20 protein-coding genes are annotated in these 22,369 nt (G+C 61.6%); 8 read left to right on the forward strand and 12 right to left on the reverse strand.

What is annotated here, in order from left to right:
• Positions 1-86: 86 nt before the first annotated feature.
• Entirely contained in the window at positions 87-1,340 is a 1,254-nt protein-coding gene (locus AC070A_RS07095) for an adenylate/guanylate cyclase domain-containing protein (RefSeq protein ID WP_112994035.1), read from the forward strand.
• A gap of 55 nt (positions 1,341-1,395) precedes the next feature.
• On the opposite strand, the gene hutC is transcribed toward AC070A_RS07095, so the two are convergent.
• Both hutC and AC070A_RS07105 read right to left on the reverse strand, forming a co-directional pair.
• Positions 1,396-2,169 (reverse strand): histidine utilization transcriptional repressor HutC, encoded by a 774-nt coding sequence (hutC, locus tag AC070A_RS07100; RefSeq protein WP_162727948.1) that lies wholly within the window; start codon positions 2,167-2,169, stop codon positions 1,396-1,398.
• 147 nt (positions 2,170-2,316) lie between these two features.
• The gene (locus tag AC070A_RS07105; RefSeq protein ID WP_197417354.1) at positions 2,317-2,493 is read right to left on the reverse strand and encodes a hypothetical protein; all 177 of its coding nucleotides are present in this window, start codon (positions 2,491-2,493) and stop codon (positions 2,317-2,319) included.
• 320 nt (positions 2,494-2,813) lie between these two features.
• Between AC070A_RS07105 and repA the strand changes: the two genes are divergently transcribed.
• The 5 genes from repA (at position 2,814) to AC070A_RS07130 (ending at position 9,133) form a co-directional block, all read left to right on the forward strand.
• A complete protein-coding gene (repA, locus tag AC070A_RS07110; protein WP_373419892.1) occupies positions 2,814-4,010 on the forward strand; it encodes a plasmid partitioning protein RepA in 1,197 nt (398 codons plus the stop codon).
• Between the two features lie 3 nt (positions 4,011-4,013).
• Positions 4,014-5,027 (forward strand): plasmid partitioning protein RepB, encoded by a 1,014-nt coding sequence (repB, locus tag AC070A_RS07115; protein ID WP_112994034.1) that lies wholly within the window; start codon positions 4,014-4,016, stop codon positions 5,025-5,027.
• A 155-nt stretch (positions 5,028-5,182) separates the two neighbouring features.
• Entirely contained in the window at positions 5,183-6,472 is a 1,290-nt protein-coding gene (gene repC / locus AC070A_RS07120) for a plasmid replication protein RepC (protein ID WP_112994033.1), read from the forward strand.
• A 625-nt stretch (positions 6,473-7,097) separates the two neighbouring features.
• The gene (locus tag AC070A_RS07125; protein ID WP_112994032.1) at positions 7,098-7,640 is read left to right on the forward strand and encodes an AAA family ATPase; all 543 of its coding nucleotides are present in this window, start codon (positions 7,098-7,100) and stop codon (positions 7,638-7,640) included.
• Positions 7,641-7,969: 329 nt separating this feature from the next.
• Positions 7,970-9,133 (forward strand): RHE_PE00001 family protein, encoded by a 1,164-nt coding sequence (locus AC070A_RS07130; RefSeq protein ID WP_057251253.1) that lies wholly within the window; start codon positions 7,970-7,972, stop codon positions 9,131-9,133.
• A gap of 121 nt (positions 9,134-9,254) precedes the next feature.
• Here AC070A_RS07130 and AC070A_RS07135 read toward each other — a convergent pair whose 3' ends face one another.
• The 6 genes from AC070A_RS07135 to AC070A_RS07160 all read right to left on the reverse strand — a co-directional run bounded on the left by AC070A_RS07135 (position 9,255) and on the right by AC070A_RS07160 (position 14,075).
• On the reverse strand, positions 9,255-9,470 hold the full coding sequence (locus tag AC070A_RS07135) for a hypothetical protein (protein ID WP_057251254.1): 216 nt from the start codon (positions 9,468-9,470) through the stop codon (positions 9,255-9,257).
• A 52-nt stretch (positions 9,471-9,522) separates the two neighbouring features.
• Positions 9,523-10,218 (reverse strand): Crp/Fnr family transcriptional regulator, encoded by a 696-nt coding sequence (locus AC070A_RS07140; RefSeq protein WP_162727945.1) that lies wholly within the window; start codon positions 10,216-10,218, stop codon positions 9,523-9,525.
• Between the two features lie 90 nt (positions 10,219-10,308).
• The gene (locus AC070A_RS07145; RefSeq protein WP_112994030.1) at positions 10,309-10,704 is read right to left on the reverse strand and encodes a hypothetical protein; all 396 of its coding nucleotides are present in this window, start codon (positions 10,702-10,704) and stop codon (positions 10,309-10,311) included.
• Positions 10,705-10,891: 187 nt separating this feature from the next.
• Entirely contained in the window at positions 10,892-12,397 is a 1,506-nt protein-coding gene (locus tag AC070A_RS07150) for a tripartite tricarboxylate transporter permease (RefSeq protein WP_112994029.1), read from the reverse strand.
• 10 nt (positions 12,398-12,407) lie between these two features.
• Positions 12,408-12,869, reverse strand: a complete 462-nt coding sequence (locus AC070A_RS07155) for a tripartite tricarboxylate transporter TctB family protein (RefSeq protein WP_058322686.1) — start codon at positions 12,867-12,869, stop codon at positions 12,408-12,410.
• Between the two features lie 228 nt (positions 12,870-13,097).
• Entirely contained in the window at positions 13,098-14,075 is a 978-nt protein-coding gene (locus AC070A_RS07160) for a tripartite tricarboxylate transporter substrate-binding protein (protein WP_057251284.1), read from the reverse strand.
• Between the two features lie 333 nt (positions 14,076-14,408).
• Between AC070A_RS07160 and AC070A_RS07165 the strand changes: the two genes are divergently transcribed.
• Complete coding sequence (locus tag AC070A_RS07165) at positions 14,409-16,211, forward strand: TPR end-of-group domain-containing protein (protein ID WP_112994028.1); 1,803 nt, start codon at positions 14,409-14,411, stop codon at positions 16,209-16,211.
• Between the two features lie 16 nt (positions 16,212-16,227).
• On the opposite strand, the gene AC070A_RS07170 is transcribed toward AC070A_RS07165, so the two are convergent.
• From AC070A_RS07170 to AC070A_RS07180, 3 genes are all read right to left on the reverse strand, one after another.
• Positions 16,228-17,013: a pseudouridine synthase gene (locus AC070A_RS07170; protein WP_057251260.1), complete on the reverse strand. Its 786-nt coding sequence runs from the start codon at positions 17,011-17,013 to the stop codon at positions 16,228-16,230.
• 81 nt (positions 17,014-17,094) lie between these two features.
• A complete protein-coding gene (locus AC070A_RS07175; RefSeq protein ID WP_492383792.1) occupies positions 17,095-18,657 on the reverse strand; it encodes a D-aminopeptidase in 1,563 nt (520 codons plus the stop codon).
• Between the two features lie 97 nt (positions 18,658-18,754).
• Positions 18,755-20,473: an ABC transporter ATP-binding protein gene (locus tag AC070A_RS07180; RefSeq protein WP_057251262.1), complete on the reverse strand. Its 1,719-nt coding sequence runs from the start codon at positions 20,471-20,473 to the stop codon at positions 18,755-18,757.
• A 372-nt stretch (positions 20,474-20,845) separates the two neighbouring features.
• Between AC070A_RS07180 and AC070A_RS07185 the strand changes: the two genes are divergently transcribed.
• Positions 20,846-21,106, forward strand: a complete 261-nt coding sequence (locus tag AC070A_RS07185) for a DUF6074 family protein (protein WP_244495613.1) — start codon at positions 20,846-20,848, stop codon at positions 21,104-21,106.
• Positions 21,107-21,118: 12 nt separating this feature from the next.
• On the opposite strand, the gene AC070A_RS07190 is transcribed toward AC070A_RS07185, so the two are convergent.
• On the reverse strand, positions 21,119-22,339 hold the full coding sequence (locus AC070A_RS07190) for an adenylate/guanylate cyclase domain-containing protein (RefSeq protein WP_112994027.1): 1,221 nt from the start codon (positions 22,337-22,339) through the stop codon (positions 21,119-21,121).
• Positions 22,340-22,369: the final 30 nt, after the last annotated feature.

Genomic DNA, 22,369 nt, shown 5'->3' on the forward strand with positions numbered 1-22,369 from the left:
CAAGGCGCCGCCGATGCTCCACATTTGCAATCGCGAACGTTCGCCGGAGGAACGGCTGAGCGTTCTACCAGCATGGAGAATTGCAAATGCAGATATCTTCGCAGCCCCCCTCCCCGTCGATCGAAGGAGAAAGCTGGCCGGCTCGGCGCCGGAGCGTGCTCGACTGGCTGATCATCGAAACCCGCAACGAGCGGTTTATCGACAATATCCTCGTTGACATGTGCGAAAGGCTACAGGCGGTCGGTGTCCCGGTTGCGCGCGCAACGTTGCATTTCCGGATCAACCATCCGCAGTGGCTGGGTGCTCGCATTCTGTGGCGCAAGGGCTTGGCCGAGGCCGAAATCGATCTCTATGACTATGGGACCCAAAACACCGCGCTCTACCTCAATAGCCCGCTCTATGTGATCAACAACGGCGGCACCGAGGTTCGGACGAACCTGGAAGCCCTGACGGGAGAGCAGTCTCAAAACTCGCTTTATGCCGACCTGAAGGCCGAGGGCCTGACCGAGTACATTGCGTGGCCGCTCGAACACACGCTGGGCAAACGCCATGTCGTGACCTTCACCACCGACCGAGAGGGCGGGTTCGAGGATGAGCACGTCGGCCTTCTCTCGGATCTTCTACCCGCCTTGGCCCTCGTCAGCGAAATCCGGCTGAAAAACCGGTTCGTGCGCACGTTGCTCGAAACCTATGTCGGCCCGCATGCCAGTGAACAGATCCTCGCCGGCGCCACGACGCGCGGCAGTGGCGTTACCGTTGGTGCCGCCATTTTGATCTGCGACCTGCGCGACTTCACGAAACTCTCCGACCTGTGGCCGCGCGACGACGTGATCGATCTGCTCAATGGCTATTTCGACGCCATGTCGGAGCCGATCGAGCGGTACGGCGGCGAGATCCTCAAGTTCATGGGTGATGGGCTACTGGCGATCTTCCCGCTCGGCAATGCGAATGCTGCCGAAAACCTGCTGCAGGCGATCCGTGAGGCGGAAGCGGCGATCGCTCTCCTCAACAAGGACAACCTCGAAAAAGGCCGTGAGCCCCTTGGCTACGGGATCGGCGTCCATGTCGGCGACGTGATGTACGGCAATATCGGCTCGCGCCGTCGGCTGGACTTTACGGTGATCGGTCCCGCGGTCAACATCGCCTCGCGGTTGGAGAGCCTGACCAAGGAAACGAAGCGGCCGGTGCTTCTGTCGCGGGCCTTCGTCGAACTGGCCGGTTGCGCATCCAGCATGGAGCATCTCGGCTCCTATCCCGTCAGGGGCATTGGCGAGCCGATCGAGGTCTTCGCCTTTTCCGGTAACGGCCCGGCCCCTGTCTTGCGCGTGGTTGGAGAATAGCCAGTTGTCCGCGGACAACTGGCATGTCGCCAGCCGGTAGCGGAGTGTTAGCCGGCTATCCGATCGGACTCGGCGCGAACTGAGCGACAAGTTCGTGGCGATCGCCGGGATAGGTCAGCCGTACATGCGTGACCGGCACACGACCGCTCCAGGTGCGGCGTTCGATGACCAGGCAGGCGGTGCCGGTCGAAATATCGAGCGCCTGCGCCGCCTGTTTGTTCGCCGCGACGGCGCGAATGCGGTGTTCGGCCGTACTCCACGGCACCTTGCCAAGCAGCCACGAACCGGGTGCCGCGGCCTCAAACAATTCCGCCTCCGCCTCGGGCACCGCCGCTAGGCTGATGAGGCGTTCTTCGAAACAAAAGGGACGCCCACCGGCAAAATGCCGGCACGTTACATCCAGCAGCCTCGCCGATGTCGGAAGATCCAGGCGTTCGACGTCCCGGCTCTCCACCTTGCGAACCTTTCGCTCGTCCAATTGAAAACCATAGTCGAGCCCCAGCGATTGGACTTCGAGCTTTACGTCGTGGATTTCCATGACCGCCGACTGCACCTGCGGAAAGGTGACGTAGCTGCCCGACTTGCGGCGCCGCTCGATCAATCCGCGCTTGACCAATTCGGTCAACGCCTTGTTCACGGTCATCCGCGAGCAGTCATACTGTTCGGTCAGCTCGTGTTCGAATGGAATGCGGTGACCCGGCGGCCACTCCCCGGAGAGGATGCGTCCTTCCACATCCCCGAGGATACGCTGATGCAACGACAAGGGCTGTCCTTGGCTATTATCGTCGGGCTGATCGTTCGAAACGGTTCGGTCTTGCTTGGTGTCCATGACACCGAACTTAATCATTTCCCGGCGGTGAAACAGCCCTTCTCTCGCTGTTTCGCGCTTTTCCACCATGGCGGCGGAAGCCGGAACAGACGAATGTTGACAGGTGTCAACAGCTCCAGCGGCGAAGGCCCCGCCGCCGCCCGCTGATCAATAGAGAAGATGCCAGGGCGTCAGGAATGCACGCGCCCATTCCTGATTGCGGTCAGACTCTTCGCAGTCCGACTTCTCAACCGGAGCTGTCCCGACCTCCACGCGCGATTGCCGTGTCGCCTTCGGTGGCGGCGGCGCCAGATAACCGAGGGTCATTCCACCAAGATAGAACATAGCGAACCTTCTCGCGTCACGTCTCTGATAGACACAATCGTGACACAATCCGCTCATCTGTCAATAGTCTATAAATTCTATACTCTTTTAGAGCTTCTCCTCTCGGCCGGGAAACGGCCCGCCAAGCCGTGGCAACCTCACCACGAAGTGTTAGTTGTCCGCGGACAACCAGCAGCGATCCCGGGTTCATTCGCCGCCAAATCACGGCCCTGGGTATAGATCGCTATGCATTTGTAAAACCGAACCGAATCGGAGCATAGTGCATCTGCGCATATTGTTCCGATATGACGATTTTTGCGCAGTTTTCGGGGAACCCAATGTTGCAACAGAAAATTCAAGGTCACGACGAACAGGAGCATCTGCCGACGCTTCTGGCTGCCGATGCTTTGGAACTGGCGCATCAGCTGCAGCAGCATCAAAAGAAGATCTTCCCTCCGCAAGCCCAAAAGGCAATGCGCCTCTTCAGCCCTGCCGAAGCCGCCGCCTTTATCGGAATCGGCGAAGGCTATCTGAGACAGGTGGCCTCAGAGGGCCACGGCCCGGCGCCCTTGTCAAACGGTCGGCGCATGTACGCCATTGAGGACATCGAGCGCATCCGCCGCGTTCTCGACGAAGGCGGAAAATCCGGGAAATACGTCCCGCATCGCCGGGGCGACGAGAAGCTTCAAGTCATATCGGTCATGAATTTCAAGGGTGGATCGGCGAAGACGACGACATCTGCCCACCTTGCCCAATATCTGGCCCTCCGCGGCTATCGGACGCTCGCGATCGACCTTGATCCGCAGGCTTCGCTTTCCGCCCTCTTCGGCCACCAGCCGGAATTGGACGTTGGTGAGGGCGAAACGCTTTACGGCGCGATCCGCTACGACGAGCCGCGACCGATCGCGGACATCGTCCGTTCGACCTATACGGCCAACCTTCACCTCATTCCCGGCAATCTCGAGCTCATGGAGTTCGAGCATGAGACGCCGAAGGCAATGATGGTAGGTGGCGCTGCCGAAACCCTCTTCTTCGCGCGCATCGGCGACGTATTGGCGGAAATCGAGAGTTTCTACGATATCGTCGTCATCGACTGCCCGCCGCAACTCGGCTTCCTGACCATGTCGGCGCTCTGTGCCGCGACGTCCGTTCTCATCACCGTGCATCCGCAGATGCTCGACGTCATGTCGATGTCGCAGTTCCTGTCGATGACGAGTGAGCTGATGAGTGTCGTCGAGAAGGCCGGAGGTCGCACAAGTTACGACTGGATGCGCTATCTCGGCACGCGTTTCGAGCCGAATGACGGTCCGCAGAGCCAGATGACCGGCTTTATGCGCGCCATTTTCGGCAACCGCATGCTGCAGAACGCGATGGTGAAGTCGACGGCTATCTCCGATGCCGGCGTGACGAAGCAGACACTCTACGAAGTCGAACGCTCGCAATTCGTCCGCGGCACATACGACCGCGCCATGGATTCGCTGAACCAGGTCAATGGCGAGATCGAAGAACTGATCCGTCAGGTTTGGGGGAGGAAGTAATCCATGGCCCGTAAGAACCTGATTGGAATTACGGACGACACGGCCGGAAACGACGCTGAAACGGCTCTGGAACGTCTGGCAACAACCCGGCCGATCGCCGGCCTGAGTGTCGGAACGCGGCCAGTAAGCGCCGTCGGCGGCATTACTCGGTCCCTGTCGAACATCACCCAGAAAGTTGAGCGCGCCCAGGAATTGGAGCGCCAGCTTGCCGAAGGACTGACGATCGTCGATCTCGACCCTGCGCTCATCGACGCCTCTTTCGTCGTCGATCGTCTCGAGATCGGAGCAGATGCACAATCCGCTCTTGCAGAACAGATTCGCGAGCACGGACAACAGGTTCCGATCCTCGTGCGTCCGCATCCGGATGCCGAAGGGCGCTACCAGGTTGCCTACGGTCATCGCCGATTGGCAGCTGCACGCGAGCTTGGCAGCAAGGTCCGCGCGGTTGTCCGCAATCTCAGCGACGAACAGTTGGTCGTCTCTCAGGGGCAGGAGAACAACACTCGCACGGATCTGTCCTTCATCGAGCGATCACTCTTCGCCACGCGCCTTGAGGATCGTGGCTTCTCCCGCGAGATCATCATGTCCTCGCTTGGCGTCGACAAGGCGGCACTTTCGAAAATGATTTCCGTCGTTCGTCGGCTACCGACCGCCCTGATCGAGGCGATTGGGCCGGCACCGACGATCGGTCGGCGTCGTTGGTTCGAGCTCGCCGAGCTGCTCGCTCAGGACGGAAGGGGCGAAGCTGCAGACGTCTTTGTCAAAGACAAACAATTTCAGACGGTCGGGAGCGATCAGCGTTTTGATGCGCTTTGTGCCTTCCTGAGCGCCTCCAAGGCGCGCGCCAGAGCCATCTCGTGGGTGGCGCCCGACGATACAACCCCGGTCCGGATCCGTGAAACGGATGGCGAAACGACGCTGTCCTTCAGCAGGAAGAAGGCCCCGGGCTTTGCAGATTTCGTGAGGCAGAGGCTCAAATCTCTGTACCTCGAATACCAAGAGGAAACAGGAGACTAACAGAGCAAAAGAAAAAGGCTTCCGAACGACTAGCGCTGCGGAAACCCTTCTCTCGTGTAGCAACTAGAGAATCCCATTTCCGCGAATCGGTGTCAAGAGTTTTCAACGTCGTTTCGGCGAACGAATTTCTTTTGCCTTGAAAAAGGTGAAGACAAATGGATTGTGGGATTGTCACGACGCCCTTCGGGCGGCGGGCGATGTCGCTTGGGATGTTGGCGCACCAACTTTCCAGCGCTTCGGCCGTCGACGAAGGCAAGGTCGATAAATGGAAATTGTTTCGAACGGTCTGCGCCGCCAAGTCGAACCTTGGCGTTTCCGATCGCTCTCTTGCCGTCTTGAACGCATTGCTGTCGTTCTACCCGAAGACGGAACTCGAGGCAGCCGACGGTCTCGTCGTGTTTCCCTCCAACGCTCAGCTTTCCCTGAGAACACACGGCATGGCCGAGACGACGCTCCGGCGGCATCTCGCCACCCTGGTCGAGGCTGGCCTCATTTTCCGGCGCGATAGCCCCAACGGTAAGCGTTACGCTCGCCGTGACCGCAAGGGAGCGATTGGCCAGGCATTCGGGTTCGACCTTGCACCGTTGCTTTCTCGCGCGGCCGAGTTCGAAGCTGAGGCTGCTCGTCTGGAAGCTGACCGGCGTTACCTTCAGATGATGCGCGAACGCATGAGCCTCTGCCGCCGTGACGTTGCAAAGCTGGTCGATCTGTTGCGCCTATCTGATGTCGCCTACGCTGAAGAGGCCGAAGCGCGCTGCCAGGCCGTCTCTATGTCCCTCTCGCGCAAGCCCTCCATCGCCGAAATCGAGCGCCTCCTCCCTGTTCTTGCCCTGCTGCAGGACGAACTGACTAATCGTCTGGAAAATCTACTGAAAACACAAAATACGGCTGCCAATGAACGCCAAAATGAGCGGCACATACAGAATTCAGAATCCGATTATCTTTCTGAATCTGAACCGGCTGATGAAAGACTTGGGGTGGAATTTTCGCGCAAAGCTTCGACGGAAGTGCTGCCGGTCGGCCAAAATGCGAGTGGTCTATCTGCAAACATCGAAGCTTCGCCGCCGCCGGAACGTCGTTCGCATCCCCCGGTGACCCCTCCCCTCAACCGTGCTGCGCCGCTGCCACTCGTATTGAAGGCCTGCCCGCAAATCCGCGACTACGGCCCATCCGGTCGTATCGACAACTGGCGCGATCTCCTGACAGCCGCCACAGTCGTCAAAAACATGCTTGGGATCAGCCCTGACGCCTACAACGATGCCTGCGCCACTCTCGGACCGGAAACGACCGCCACCGTGCTTGCGTGCCTTCTGGAGCGGGCTGAGCACATTCATTCCGCCGGCGCCTATCTGCGTGACCTGACGCGCCGCGCGAAGAGCCAATCCTTCGCTGTCTCGGCAATGCTGTCGGCACGGCTACGCGCCCAGGCTTCGGTCGTTGGATGAATGGAGGACAGCCATTTGAAGGCAGCTGAGTGCGATGTTCTGATGTAGCCGTTACTTCTCTCGCCGATCGAAGCGAGCTTGTATAAGGCAACCAAATGCGGGAAACTGGGTGTGCAGGGGTTCGTTGATATCTTTGGGATATTGTAGTGCTCAGGATTCAATTTGAGTCTCCCGCCATCTCCTCGATAACATTGTTGTTTTTGTCCCTTTTGGAAAGAAAAGGGGCGTTTGCTTCCGTCGCCCGGACGGCTTTGGGAATGGCCGGATGATCCGCTAGCGCGGGTTTTGCCGATGGCTCTCTACGATTGGAAACAGCTGCCTGCGAAGACGGCTCCACTGGTTAGGTTTCGAACGTTAGTGGGGCCGGAAGGGCGTCGGCACGTTGAGCTTCGGCGTGCGCGCGTCTCATGTTGACAGCTGTCAACGGAGCGGGCTGCGCTTGAGGCAAAGAGCAATTCGAGGCGGACGGGAACGAGGACTGCCAGAAATTCAGCCAGCAATCTCCGTGGATAAAAGAGCGATGTAGCCGCCTGCTCTCAAGATGGAGTGCTGAGTTCAGCCCTTGGTCCCGCACTCCACTTCCGCCAACAATGTTGGGGCACGAATCAACCGAGGGCCTTGGCCAATGTCTCATGTCGTAGTTATCAACGGGCCGGCCGGCGTTGGCAAGACGACGGTAAGTCGGGTTCTGGCGCGGAGCCATCCCGGTGCGATCAGCATCGCGGGCGACGCTTTGCGCGATTTCGCCCCGGAAGATGTTCGAAACTCACTGGGGGCTGGTTCGACATACCGGGCTGGCGCTGCACTCGCTGCTGCCTATCTGGCCATGGGTGCCACCAGGGTCATTTTTGACTATGTTTTTGACGACGCCGAGAAGCTCGATCTGTTTTGCAGCGGGCTACCTCATGAAACGCCGGTCTTTGTCTTCACGCTTTGGGCGCCAATCGATCGCGTCATTGATCGGGAAGCGAACCGTGTCGGGCGCGAACGAATGGGGCATGCTGTCGTGCGCACGCACGAGGCGATCGAGCGAAACCTGCATAAGCTCGGGCGGGTGGTTTCAAACACGGAAGCGCCGGAGCGGACAGCGCAGACGATCATGGAAGCGATAGCCAATCCGGCGAACCTCTGGCCGCGCCCTGCCCCGGAGAACTCGATGATGGTTTGATCATTCTCGCGTGAACCATCTGAGGTGTTCAGCGCATTTCTCCAGATGGATACTGGCTCATCACTTCGTAGCGCGTTGACAGCTGTCAACAGTCGATGCGCTTAGCCCACTGCAAGCCGACGGTAATTGCCACCAGAGTCCGACGCCTTGTCGTTCTGGTCTCAAATCGGAGAACGATTGAGCTGCATAAGTCCATATGCGGAGGCCACGCTATACCGGCGCACCGGCGGCGCGTTCTTTCAAATAGCCAAGACTGCGGTACCACGCATCTGTGACGGAAATGAATATCGTGTTACGTTCCATTTCGACACTGGCACCCTTAGTTTGAAATGCGATACCAGATCCCCGATCCCTATCATCCAACACTGCTTCCACTGCTGATTTCGGCAGAAGATGGCTTGGCGCGACTGGACGAGCGAACAAACCGCCATGCGGTCGAAGACGGCTTCCGCGAGCGTGGCCACTTCTTCGACGCTGCGGCTGCCCTATGGGTTGCCGGTGAACTCGTCCATGTCGAGGATCTCGTGCTGCACGATGCCCATATGGATGCCCGTGCCCCGACGCATGAATTGACGATTGCCCATTCGGTTATTCGCGCGCGGCGGCGCATCTGGCTGGCCGAACCCGCATGGGCGTTTACGCCTCAGGGTCTCGCCGCCCTTCGAGGCGAACAGCTTCCACCGGTGAGTGCCGGCGGTACGCCTGCAGAGGCCAGGCTGGAGCCTCAATCGACCGCCGCCGGTAACGATCGCCATCTTGAGGCGGACGACGAGGAGGACGCCAATCCCATGGCCGCTGAGTTTGCGGCCATCGATGCGGCGATCGCTCGGTCACAGCAGCTGCTGGAAGCGCACGACAAGGATACGCTCGAAGTCGCCGAGCGCGCGGCACGCGTGACCGCACAGGAGCCGATGGGGCAGCTAGGGCTGCTCTTTGACGAGGAATGGGACGAGGACGCACGTATGGACGAATGGCGTCAGGTGGTCGCGTCAGCGGATCAGCTGCCGGCCAGCCTTGGCGCCACCCTGCTCTTCGACGCCTGGGAGCGGCTCGAGCCGCTGCGCCGCCAACACTGGATGGGTTCGCTGCTCGTTGGCGCCTATCTGAGATCACGCGGCAAGGTTACCTCGCATCTCCTCTCCTTCAACGCCGGACAGAAGGTCGTCCGGCACGAACGACGCCGCTCGCAAGATCCAGTGACACGATGGGGCGCTTTCCTGGAAGCGATGACGGTGACCGCGGATCTGGGTCTCAAGGAACTCGACCGCCTATCGCTGGCCAAGACCCAGATGGAGATGCGCATCCGCGATCGCCGCTCCAACAGCAGCCTGCCTGCGCTGATCGAGCTGGTGCTGTCCCGACCGATCGTTTCAGCCACGCTCGTCGCGCAGCATGTCGGAGTAACGCCGCGTGGTGCGTTGAACCTCGTGCGGGAACTCGGCATCCGCGAAATGACCGGCCGCGGACGCTACCGCGGCTGGGGGGTGCTTTAGGCCATGCGCTGGATGGATCTAAAGCGCGTCGCAATCTTTCAGAATCACTCCTTGGGCTTCAAGGTTTTGATATTTCGGATGTCGTTTTCGCGAAATCGCTGCGCACTTTTGCGCGCAGCCATTAGCCCATGGTGATCAGGATCAGCAGCACGAAAACGACTGGCACAAGAACCAACGCCGGGATGATGATCGCCGGGTAGCCGAAGGCGACGATCGCGAGCAGCCAGATCAATGCGCAGTTGATCACAAACAGGACTTTTGCCGTCTGCGATCCCTGTACGGCTTCCTTCAGCATCCAGCCGAACACCGGCACGTTATAGACAAGTCTGGCAATCATTGTTCTTCCTTTTCTGGGGCAGTCCGGGCGGGGATGGACCGTTCGGAAATCTTCAATTCTGGGGATGCACGCCGCGGGTCGCACGCTGGCGGGTGAGGCCCGCTGCAGCTTTGAGGCGTTCGGGATCGAGCACGCGCATGGTCTTCGGATGGCAGAAATCGATAAGGCCTTCGCGCTTGAAGCGGTTGAGACAGCGGCTGACGGTCTCGACGGTAAGCCCGAGCCAGTCGGCAAGATCTGCCCGGGTGAGATGCAGGTGGAAGCTGAGCGGGGCAGGGACGCGGCTGCGATTGAACAGGCGCGACAGCTCGACCAAGGCACTTGCCACCTTCTCGCTCGCGGTCTTGCGACCAAGCAGGGTGGCATGCGTCTGTAGCCGATGCAGCGTCGTCTTCAACTCGCTGGCGATAGCCGGATTGGTTGCGTGAAGTTCGGCATCGCCCAGGGATTCGATACGCGCGATGCTCAAGGTCTCCGCCGTGGCGATGTTGCGTCCATCGACTGTGAAACCGAAAAGCCGGCCGGGACCGAGCACATCGGTGATTTGCCTGCGACCGTCGTCAAGCAGCTGAGAGAGGACGATACAGCCGCCGAGCACGCGAAAGAGCGAGCGGTTGCGGCCACCTTCAAAAAGCAGTGTGAAGTTTTCACTGACCACACGGCTGCGGGCAGGAAGACGCGGCGGTCTGCTCAAGGACGCAAGGGGAGGGGCCGCTGAGGGCGCGGCTGTGGATTGGGTTTCGGGCATGGGGTAGGTCCGCATTGCGGATACAAGGAGGCACGACGCCTCGCTGCCATCCGACATCGAAGGAGGGCGTTGACAGCTGTCAACGCGGTTTCAAAGCCAGATGTTGGTTTTGGGCGGTCCGCGCGGACTGGAGTTCGGCGAATGAACCTGTGTTGGCAGCTGTACGGCGGTCACCGCAGCCGTGGGCGCAAGGCTTCCTTGCAGGCGCTCGCCGACGGTGTCATCCGGCGGCGTCAGCAGCGCCCAGAAGAACCGGCAGGCACTGCAGACATGTTTCTGCGCCGGCTTTTCCTTCCCGTCGGCGTCACTGCCGGTTTGACAGAAATCCGGCAGTGAACCGTCGGGAAGGGCGTAGAGCGCGTAGTCGGCTGACGAGATTGGGGCGGCGAGGGCAGGGCCGAGGTGGGCGAAACCCAGCAGGAAAAGAGCCATGGCGCACAGGGTGCGCAGGGCCTTGTCCCACCTTGATTTCGTGCGACGTGTCATCGCTCGGCTTCGTCCTCGTCTCTTTCTCGATGAATGAGAAATAGGCGAGCGGCTTGATAAAGCTCAATGTGGCAAACCGCGCAGGGGCAGAATGCCGCAGTCAAGGGAACGCCGCGCGTCCGGTTGGAGGCGCGGCGTCTTAAGCTATTGATTTATATAGCTAATGGTGCGAAATGGCTGGCAGCCATCATTCCTCCTCGACAAAGACCTCCTGCCGTTTGGCCTTTACGCTCGGCAGGAAAACGACGACGAGCACCAACGCCGCGATCAGAAGCAGGATCGCGCTGATCGGTCGGGTGACGAAGGTCGTCGGATCGCCGCGCGACAGGATCATGGCGCGGCGAAGGTTCTCCTCAAGCAGCGGCCCGAGCACGAAGCCGAGCAGCAGCGGCGCCGGCTCGCAGCGCAGCTTCAACAGCAGGTAACCGACCAGGCCGAAGAAGGCGACGGCATAGAGGTCATAGACGTTGGAGTTGACGCTGTAGACGCCGATCGAGCAGAACGCCATGATGATCGGGAACAGCACGTAATAGGGGATCTTGAGCAGCTTCACCCAGAGCCCGATCAGCGGCAGGTTGAGGACAACCAGCATCAGGTTGCCGATCCACATTGAGGCGATGATGCCCCAGAAGAGCGCGGGCTGCTCGGACGCCACGTTCGGACCGGGCACGATCCCCTGGATGATCATCGCGCCGATCATCAGTGCCATGACCGGGTTGGCCGGAATGCCAAGGGTGAGCAGCGGGATGAACGAGGTCTGTGCACCGGCATTGTTGGCGCTTTCCGGACCGGCGACGCCGGCGATGGCGCCATGGCCGAACTCTTCAGGACGGTCCGAGACGCGCTTTTCCACCGTATAGGAGGCGAAAGCGGCAAGGATTGCGCCGCCGCCGGGCAGAATGCCGAGCGCCGAGCCGATGATGGTGCCGCGCACGACCGGTCCGAACATGCGCTTGAAGTCATCCCGGGTCGGCATCAGGTCGGTGACCTTGGCCATCAGCACTTCGCGGGTGCGTTCGCTTTCGAGGTTGCGCAGGATTTCGGCGATGCCGAAGACACCGACCGCGAGCGCGACGAAGTTGAGCCCGTCAGCATACTCCCGGATGCCGAGCGTGAAACGCGGCGTGCCGGAATAGATGTCGGTACCGACCAACCCAAGCAGCAGGCCCAGCGCCACCATGGCCAAAGCCTTGGTGATCGACCCATGGGCGAGCGCGATCGATGAGACGAGGCCGACGATCATCAGCGAGAAATATTCGGCCGCGCCGAATTTCAGAGCGATCTCGGTCAACGGCGGCGCGAAGACTGCGACGAGGAACGTCGAGACGGTGCCGGCGAAGAACGAGCCGAGCGCTGCAATGGCGAGTGCCGCACCAGCACGGCCTTTGCGGGCCATCTGGTAGCCGTCGATCGCGGTAACCGCCGAGGAGGATTCGCCTGGCATGTTGATCAGGATGGCGGTAGTAGAGCCGCCATACTGCGCGCCGTAGTAGATGCCGGCGAGCATGATCAGCGACGAGACCGGCTCGAGCTGGAAGGTGATCGGCAGCAGCATGGCAATGGTCGCCGTGGCGCCAATGCCCGGAAGCACGCCGATCAAGGTGCCGAGCAAAACGCCGATCAGGCAGAAGAGCAGGTTGGCAGGGGAGGCCGCGGTTGCGAAACCGAGGGCGAGATTGCTGAAGAGTTCCATCGCGCGTCTCCTAAAACTGGACCCAGGGGCCGAAGCGTTGGAAGGGCAGGCCGAGGCCATAGCTGAACACTGCGACCGAGAAGGCGGTCAGCGCCAGTGAAAGCGCCAGCGCCATGAGCGGTTTCATCCGGCCCGATGCGAAGCAGGCGATCAGCGCGGTGAAGAACAGCGCCGGCACGAAGCCGAGGCCACGGACTGTCAGGCCGAAGAAGATGGGTGCCGGCAGGATGAAGGCCATGCCGCGCAGCGCGATCGGGCCGATGGGCTCGCCTTGGACGCGGGTGGACTGCACGAGGATCACGATGCCGAGCAGCGTCAGGATGATCGCGAGCACCAGCGGGAAGTAGCCGGGGCCCATGCGAAAGGCGGTGCCAAGCTCGAGATTGAAGGCCTGCCAGGTGAAGAACAGCCCGACCGCTGTCAATATCCCGCCGCAGAGCGCATTGGTGGTGTCGAAGGAGAGTGATTTCATCGTGTCCCCATATGTTCTGGGCGGGGCAGCCGGCCGAGGCTTTCCTGACCGCCTCCCGCATTGGCATTGCCGACGTCACGCCGGGTTCGCGCATTGGGCGGCGCACGTTGACAGCTGTCAACAGCGGTTGACGGCATTTGACCCCTCTCCGGGCACCGTCGCAGCTTCCCCAATGTCAAAGGCGCCGCGCTCCGGGGTGAACCGGGACGCGGCGCGACGAGCCATGGATCAGTCGGCGTACTGGCCGGCTGCTTCGATCACCGGCTTCCAGCGGGCGATTTCGCTCTCAAGCTTTGCCTTCAGCGCGGCCGGGGTCGCATCGGCGTCGGAGGAGGGTTCGGTGCCGAGTTCGCCGAAGCGGGCGACGACGTTCGGATCCTTGAGTGCGACCTGCAGCGATTTCGACAGGCGTTCGGTCACTTCGGCGGGCGTGCCCTTCGGGGCGTAGATACCGTGCCAGATGCCGACCTGAAGGTTCGGTAGGCCGCCTTCGGCGGTCGTCGGCAGATCGGGGAAGACCTTGAGGCGTTCCGGTGAGGTGACCGCATAGGCCTTGATCGTGCCGCCCTGGATCTGCTTCGCGGTGTTGGTGGTCTGGTCGCACATGATGTCGACCTGGCCGCCGAGAAGATCGGTCATGGCCGGGCCGGTGCCCTTATAAGGCACGGTCGTCAGCGGTGTCTCGATGGCGCTCATGAACATCATGCCGCAGAGATGCGAGGCAGCGCCGATACCGGCATTGGCGACGGTGACGGTGTCCTTGTTCGCCTTGACGTACTCGACGAGACCCTTGAGGTCGGCCGGCTCCAGATCCTTGCGGGCGACGATGGTCATCGGCACTTCGGTAACGAGGCCGACATATTCGAAGGAGTTCAGCGTATCATAGGCGAGCTTGCGGTAGAGCGTGGCGCTGGTCGCCATGCCGATATGATGCAGCAGCACGGTGTAACCATCCGGATCGGCCTGAGCGACGCGGCCGGCGCCAAGGGTGCCGCCGGCGCCGCCGACGTTCTCGACGATGATCTGCTGGCCGAGATCCTTCGACATGGATTCAGCTACGAGACGCGCGACGGTATCCGTGGGGCCACCGGCCGAGAACGGCACGACCATGGTGATCGAGCGTTCGGGATAGGTTTGTGCATTGGCGGAAACGGCGAAAAGCGACAGGGCGGCAACAGCGCCGAGCAGGGCATTTAGGGTTTTCATCTCTTCCTCCCGGATGAAATATCGGCCAGCCGGCAAGGTTTCCTCCCGCGCCGGTTCTGGGTACCCCCATTTGCAAACGCAATCGTAGAGCAGACAACGGCTTAGCGGGGTGACGGCGCGTATTTGTCGGGCGCGGGCATTGATTTGGGTGGATTTGGAAACATGCGGCCAATCGCGTGGGTGGATTTCCACCCATCAAGGGCGGCGTGGTACCGCGTCCTTGAGTTCAGGGGCGATCAGGTGTCTTCGCTTGTTTCTTGTGCCTGGGTGTGTTGGACTGCCCTCGGGGAGGCTAAAGCTTCACAGTGAGCGCTCGCCCATGGGAATGGTTGGATGCGCAAACTGACCGCTGTTCTCTGTATCGATATCGCCGGCTACAGCAAGCTGATGGGACGCGACGAGGCCGGTACACTTGCCCGCGTCAAGGCGGCCTTTGCGGCATTCGATCCGACGCTGGTGCGGCACCATGGCCGGATCGTCAAGCTGATGGGTGACGGCGCGCTGATCGAGTTTGCGAGTGCGGTCGATGCGACCCTATGCGCAATGGCGCTTCAGAGCGTGGCCGCGGCAACCGACTCTTCACTCCGCTTTCGCATGGGGCTCAACCTGGGTGACGTGATCGCCGAAGATGGCGATCTCTATGGGGAAGGCGTCAACATCGCGGCGCGGCTGCAGGCTCTCGCCGAGCCCGGTGGGATCATCCTCTCCGAAGCGGTCCGCGAGCACGTCGCCGGAAAGCTGAGCTTTGCCCTGGAAGACCTCGGGCCGATGTCGCTCAAGAACATCGAGCGCGCTGTCCGCGCCTTTGCCATCCACCCTGGCGGGCCGCCAGAGACCGGTGGCAAGCGCGAACGGATCGGCATCTGCGTCCTGCCCTTCACCAATATGAGCGGCGATCCGGAACAGGATTATTTCAGTGCCGGCGTTACCGAAGACATCATCATCGACCTCAGCAAGCTCTCGTCGCTCTCGGTCGTCTCGCGGGCGACCTCCTTCGGCATGAAGGCGCAGAGTGCGCGGATCGTCGCACAACAGCTGAACGTCGCCTACATCCTCGAAGGCAGCGTGCGTAAGGCCGGTGACCGAATGCGACTGGCGGCGCAGTTGATCGATGGCGCAAACGAGGCGACCGTCTGGGCCGAGCGCTTCGACCGAGAGATCAAGGACGTGTTGCTGCTGCAGTCAGACCTGGCAAGTGCCGTCGTCGAGGCGCTCCGGCTTCAGCTCCTACCTGCGGAGCGCCAGGCATTGGAGCGCAAAGCGCCGACCGATCCGGAAGCCTACAAGCTGTTTCTCCTGGCGCGCGAATACCACATCACCGGGTCCGAGCGACATCTGCCGCTGATCATCCGGCTCTGCTGTCGCGTGACCGAGCTGGAGCCCGGCAATGCACGGGCTTGGGCCCTTCTTGGCGAAACGCTCAACCGGCTGCGGCGCAGCGTCGGAGGTGCGGAAACAGGCGAGCTGGAAATCGACCGCGCCCTCGAACTCGATCCCGGTCTCGCCAGCGCCCATGCCGCAAAGGCGCTATTGTATCTATACCGAGGCCAGTTTGCGGAGGCGGAGCGGCAATGTGCCATTGCCCTTCAGCTCGAGCCCGACGACTACGCCACCAATCTCGCTGCCGGTCGAACCTTCATCATGCAGCGTCGCTATGACGACGCCATACGCCACTTTGAGCGGGCCGCGGCGCTGGCCCCCGCGGACTACAACGCCGCCGCCATGGCTATCCAATGTTACCAGGGCAAGGGCGACGCGCAGGCGGCACTTGAGGCCTGTCGCCGTGCCTTGGCCCGGATCGAGCGCATCGTCGCTGCTGAGCCGGATCACAGCGGTGCGATCGGGCATGGCGCCGGCATCCTCGCCCTCCTTGGCGATCGCGAGAGGGCCAACGAATGGGCATCGCGCGCCAGTCTGCTTGAGCCGGACAATATCCAGCTGCAGGCAAATCTGGTTTGTGCCTGGGCGATCAGTGGTGACGCCGAAGCGGCCCTGGACGCGCTTGAGCGTATCACGCCGAAGATGAGCCCCGAATTGTTGGTATGGATGGAAAACGACAACGATCTGGACAGCCTGCGTTCACTGCCGCGTTTTGGGGAGATAATGCGTGTGGCAAGGGCCCGTTTTGGAAACTGAGATCCGTCGTCTGCCGTCAAAGACCCGTGCGTCGCCTCAGATAGGCGACTTCCTCAGGGGCCAGGCTGCGGCTCGTCCCCTTCGGCAAATCGCCAAGAGCGATCGTCCCGATTGAAACCCGCAGCAGGCGCAACACCTCGAAGCCGAGCGCATCGAGCATGCGGCGGATCTGGCGGTTGCGCCCCTCTTCCAGCTCGACTTCGATCCACGTGTTCTTGTCGCCGCCCCTGAGGTGGACGGCCCGCGCTGCGTGCAAGGTTTCGCCGCCTTCCTCGATACCGGCAACCATCTGCTTGAGTTGGTCGTCACCGATCTGCCCGGCGACCTGCACGTGGTAGACCTTGCCGAGATGGGTTTCAGGATCAAGCAGGCGCTGGGCGAGTACCGTGTCGTTGGTGAAGAGCAGAAGTCCTTCGCTCGCCTTGTCGAGGCGACCGACCGGGGACAGGAAAGAGGTGTCTATATCCCTCAGGCAATCGAAGACGGTCGGCCGGCCTTCCGGGTCGTGGCGGGTCGTGACCAGTCCACGCGGTTTGTTCAGCATCAGATAGATCTTCTCTTCGGCAAGCACCGGCTTGCCGTCGACCGTGATGCGATCCTTGTCGACGGCGACCCAGTGTGAAAGGTCCGTGATCTTGCGTCCGCCGACGCTGACGCGCCCTTCGAGCACGAGCTTTTCGGCCTGCGTGCGCGAACAATAGCCGAGCTTAGAAAGTGCGCGGGCAACCGTCACGCGCTTGCCGGCATCGGCCCCGGCGTGGCGTCCGGTTTCTCGAGCGGCTGTCGGTCGCTTCTGCTTCACGCTGTGATCTTCCGGTTCCTGGTCGTGTGCGGCCCGCTGCCGTACCCCTGCTTAAAATATCCGGTCGCTTCGACCGCGGCGTCAGCCGATCTTCGTGTAGTCGATCCGTCGGGCGAGCCAGCAGCCGATGGTGAGGCCGGCCACGTTGCCTTGCTGGTCGCGTCGGACAAGCACGGTCCAGTCTCCCGGTGCCGGTGCATCCATCGAGCGCTTGCAGCGAAGAAGCCAGACGTCTTCGGCCAGTGGTCGCATGGCGTGCATCGCGCCGGTCCCGCGCGAACCGTCGAAGCCACCGTAGAAGACACCATTGGTGGAAGCGATGTCGAGATGGGCGTCGAGTTCAACTGAGTGATAGCGACCGGCGATATCGGGAAGTGCCGTGCCGGAAACGCGGTCAGCGCTCACCGTCAGATTTTCGCGAGGCCGCTCCATGCGAAGCGAGGCGCCTTGTGCTGTCAGGGTCACTGCGGCCGAACCGGCGCTGCCGTCGGCGCTGACGGAAAGCGACTCGGGAGAGGTAGCAAACTGCAGTTCGACGCGGGACGATCCGCTGGGCCTGGTGACAAGGGCGAGGCCCGTTTCGGCATCCAGATAGTTGCCGGTGCCCTTGGCGTCCCAGCTTCCGGATGTGGTCTCGGTATCCTCGTGGCCGAGGGCGATCTTCATCAGCGCGACCGCCGCCGCATGGGCATCGCCTTCGTGATTGAACATCACCACGACAGAGAGGCGCTCGGCCGGCGCGTAGAGCCTGCGGCAGCGAAAACCGCGAAGCGCACCGCCATGGCCGCTGATGACGGCATCGCCGATCGTCTCGTGTGCGAGGCCGAAGCCGTAGGGTGCCGGGCGGCCATCGGCATAGGTCTGCGGTGCAGAAAGGCGCCGGTAGAGCCCGTCCGCATCGTCATGCGTCCTGTCGATAAAACACTCCCAGGCAAGCATATCGTCGAGCGAGGCGGAAACACCGGCGTCACCGGCCCAGTAGATGCGGTTCAGCGCCTCGAAATAGCCTGTTGTCTCGTTGCCCTCGTAACCGACGACGCCGTCCGGCGGCAGGCTCGTATCCGGTGTCAGGGCGGCGGTCTGCATGGCCGCGGGGCCAAAGACGGAGCGCTGATAGAGTTCCGCCATCGAGCGGCCGGTATGCTCCTCGATGAGATCGGCGAGAATGCGGAAATTGCCATTGGAATAGGAATAGCGGGTGCCGGGCTCGAAGTGTGTCGAGCGCGCCTTGGAGAGCAGCGGGCGTGCATCCTCGCGGCGGAAGACGCCGTCGTGGCTGGCGCCCTGCAGCACCGTCAATGCCCAGTAGTCGCGAAGTCCGGACTGGTTGTGACAGAGATGGGCAGCGGTCGGGCGCTTGCCTTCGAGCAAGGGGAGATAGACGTCGAGCGCCCGATCGAGCTTCTCGGGATCGCCGACCGTATCCAGCAGAACGGCGCAGGTCAGATGCTTGGTGATCGAGCAGATCGGTATCCGCGTCGCCATCGTCATCGGCTTGCGGGCCGTCAGGCCGGCATAGCCCCAGGCGTGGCGAAAGAGGACCTTGCCGTCTCTGACCACACCGGCAACGCCGCCCGGTCCGGGGTAGTGCTGCGGCAAGGCTGCGAGGGCGCGTTCAAGGACGGAAAGATCAGGAGTGTTCATGGCGCTGAAGGTCTATGGGACGGAGGGTAGGGGACGTTGTGTGCCGTTCGTATCGCCCCCTCCTTCCGCATGCAATGCCTGCAGCTCCGCGGCTTTGTCAGCCGGCGCCTGCCTGGGCGTGATAGAGGCGGCTATAGGCGCCCTTGGCGGCGAGCAGCGTTTCATGCGGCCCCTGTTCGCGAATGCCGCTGCCGTCGACGACGACGATGCGGTCCGCATCGCGGATCGTTGCCAGCCGATGCGCGATGATCAGCGTCGTCCTGCCCTTGGAAAGTTCGGCCAGCGACTGCTGGATCGCCCTTTCCGTTTCGGTGTCGAGCGCTGAGGTCGCCTCGTCGAGGATGAGGATCGCCGGGTTCTTCAGGAACATGCGGGCAATCGCCAGCCTCTGCTTCTGCCCGCCGGAAAGCTTGACGCCGCGCTCGCCGATCACCGTGTCCATGCCGTCCGGCAATGCCTGGATCGTGCCGTCGAGCTTGGCGCGCCGCGCGGCATCCAGGATGTCCGCTTCACTCGCGCCAAGCCGCCCATAGGCGATGTTGTCGCGGATGCTGCCGGCAAAGAGGAAGACATCCTGCTGCACGATGCCGATCTGGCCGCGCAGCGACGAGAGCGTGATGTCACGGATGTCGATACCGTCGACGGTGATCGAACCCTCGCTGACCTCGTAGAAGCGCGGCAGCAGCGAGCAGATCGTCGTCTTGCCGGCGCCCGAGGGGCCGACGAAGGCGATCGTCTCGCCGGCATGGATCGTCAGGTCGATGTTCTGGATGATCGGCTTCTCGGCGCTATAGCCGAACGAGACGCCGCGATAGGTGATGTCGCCCTTGAGGCCGGAGACGTCGGCAGCACCCGGCCGGTCCTCGATATCGGGTTCGGTTTCCATGAGTTCGAGGAAGCGTTTGAAGCCGGCAATGCCCTTGGGGTAGGTCTCGATGACTGAATTGATCTTCTCGACCGGGCGGAAGAACACGCCGACCAGCAGCAGGAAGCTGACGAAGCCGCCATTCGTCAGTTCGCCCGTCAGCACGAAGTAGCAGCCGGTGATCATGACGATCAGCTGCGTCAGCCGCATGCTCATGTAGCTGAGCGACGTGCTCGCGGCCATGATGCGATAGGCTTCGAGCTTGGTGCGGCGATAGTTCTGGTTGTCGGTCTCGAACAGGCTGCGCTCATGGGCTTCGTTGGCGAAGGCCTGCACTACTCGCATACCGCCGACATTCTCCTCGATGCGGGCGTTGAAATCTCCGACCCGACCATAGAGGTTGCGGAAATTCCGCGTCATACGGCCACCGTAACGGCTGGTGACCCATGCGGTCATCGGCACCACAGCGGCCGTAATCAGCGCCAGCTGCCAGTGCACCATCAGCATCAGCAACAGCGCGCCGATGAAGGTCATGATCGCTATGAACAGGTCCTCCGGCCCGTGGTGGGCAACTTCGCCGATTTCCTCGAGGTCCTTCGTCAGGCGTCCGACCAGATGGCCGGTCTTCTGGTTGTCGAAGAACGAGAAGGAGAGCTTCTGCAGATGGTCGAAGGCCATCCGCCGCATGTCCGTCTCGATGTTGATGCCGAGCATGTGACCCCAATAGGTAACTGTCGCCATCAGGCCGGTGTTGAGCAGATAGACCAGCAGAAGGCCGGCCGAGGACAGGAGGATCAGCGTCCATTCCTGGCTCGGCAAAAGCTGGTCGACGAACAGCTTCACCGCGATCGGGAAACCGAGTTCGAGCAGGCCGGACAATACGGCGCAGGAGAAGTCGAGAATGAACAGGCCGCGATAGGGGCGGTAAAACGCGAAGAAACGCTTCAACATGCAGGTGCACTCACTGGGGGGCGGCGACCGAGGGTCAGCAGAAATATGATTTCCAATGTCATGTTTTGTGCCGGAAACCAACCCAGAAAAGCGGAAAACCGTGTCGTGTGTTTGACGGGGCCGACATCTTCCGTCTCGCAAAGGATCAATCCGCACCTGGCGGCGTCGGCGGGAAGGAAACGTTAACCATAAGCTTCGTAGAACAGGAATCACCAGAGTGCTTCGCCTTCGATTGGGGACATCGGAGGCATCTGAGGTGCTCGATATCGACAAGCGTAGGGCGTCTTCAAGCGTTCGCGTCAACGCACGAAGTTCCAGGGGGCGAATGAGACGATGGCAGGCAATCAATCAGTGAAAGCCACGGAATCCGATGTGAGCACGATCGTTCCGTTTCCAGTGGCGAGGAGATTGACCGCCATCCGCACCGCTGCCGCCGAGCTCGAGGACCTGCATGGCGCCGAAGCGCTGCAATTCTGGCGCCGCCGGTGCCGCGCCCTTGCCGACGAACTTTTTGCCTGCGGGTGCTCGGAAGACGAGGTACGCCGGCAGGTAATGGACTTCCAGGGTGAAGTTCAGGCCGAACTGCAGCACCGCCACCTCTCGCGTGTCTCTCAAGGCGTGATGAGCCAGTAACGGCGCGCCTTTTCAATTCATCGGCAATTCCGGATCCCAGGTGAACAGTTCCTTTGCCCGGGCGATGCCGCGCAGCGCGAAACGACCCAGCGACACCGCATGAACCTGATGTTCCGGCGGGCAGGCCTCGACGAAATCAGAGGACATGATCATGTGCCGCTCGACCGAACGGCACATCGACGAAATGCGGCTCACTTCGTTGACGGCCGGGCCGACGACGGTGAAATCGAGCCGGGTCTGGCTGCCGATATTGCCGTAGAAGACTTCGCCGATATGGAGGCCGAGATAGACGTCGGTCGTCGGCTTGCCATCCTCTTGCCGGCGTGCGTTGAGCTCGGCCAGCATGCGGCGCAGCTGCCGTTCCGCCGCAATCGCGTTGGCGCAGGCGATTGCCGGATCGTCGGCGTTGAAGATCGCAAGCACGCCGTCGCCGATGAGCTTCAGCACGCTGCCGCCGTGGTCGTGAACGGCGGTGATTACCGTGCCCGAATAGTCGTTGAGGAGCGGGATGATCTCGTCGGGGGCGGCGGTGTCCGAGATGCGCGTGTAGCCGCGCAGATCTGAGAACCACATGACCGTTTCGATGCGTTCCGCCGAGCCGCGGGCAATGCTGCCCTTGACGACGCGCTGGCCAGCGTCGGCGCCGAGATAGACGTCTGCGAGCGTGCTGATGATGCGCACGCATGAGCCGGCCTTCACCGCAAGCGCAAGGGTAGGCAGCAGGATCCGGAGCGCAGCAATGTCATCCTCGCTGAAGCCGCTGTCGCTCCGCGTGGTCCAATAGGAGTAGAAGCAATCCATCTCGCCGACACGGCCCTGCTCGGTGAAATGGTGGATCATGCTGATGCAGTCGGTGTGACCTTCATCTTTCAGTTTGTCGATTATGTTGTAGGTGGTGCCTTCATCGGCTGAGAGCCGGATGCGGCGCTCTGCCGCTCGGTCGCGAAGCATGTGGTAGAAGATCGAGTTCTGCCAGTTCAGCAGCGCTTCGCCCGTGGTCGTCGAGCCGTACTGGATGACTTCGGGCGTGACCTCGCTCTCGTCGTTCCACTGGAAGGCGCGACCCTCAAATTCCGGATGCAATGTGTCGATCAGCCCGAGCGCGCGGGCCAGATCCAGGCCGGCCGCGCGGCATTGCTCGCAGAAGCCGGCAAACAACTCCGGCTCTTCCAGGCCTTTCAGGCCCTGTTCGGAAAGCCAGAGCACGATATCGCGTATCTGTTGGTCGTTCATGGCGCATCCCGCTCGGTCGACGTCAACTGC

It is taken from the genome of Ensifer sp. GW101-20A05 (assembly GCF_059424735.1).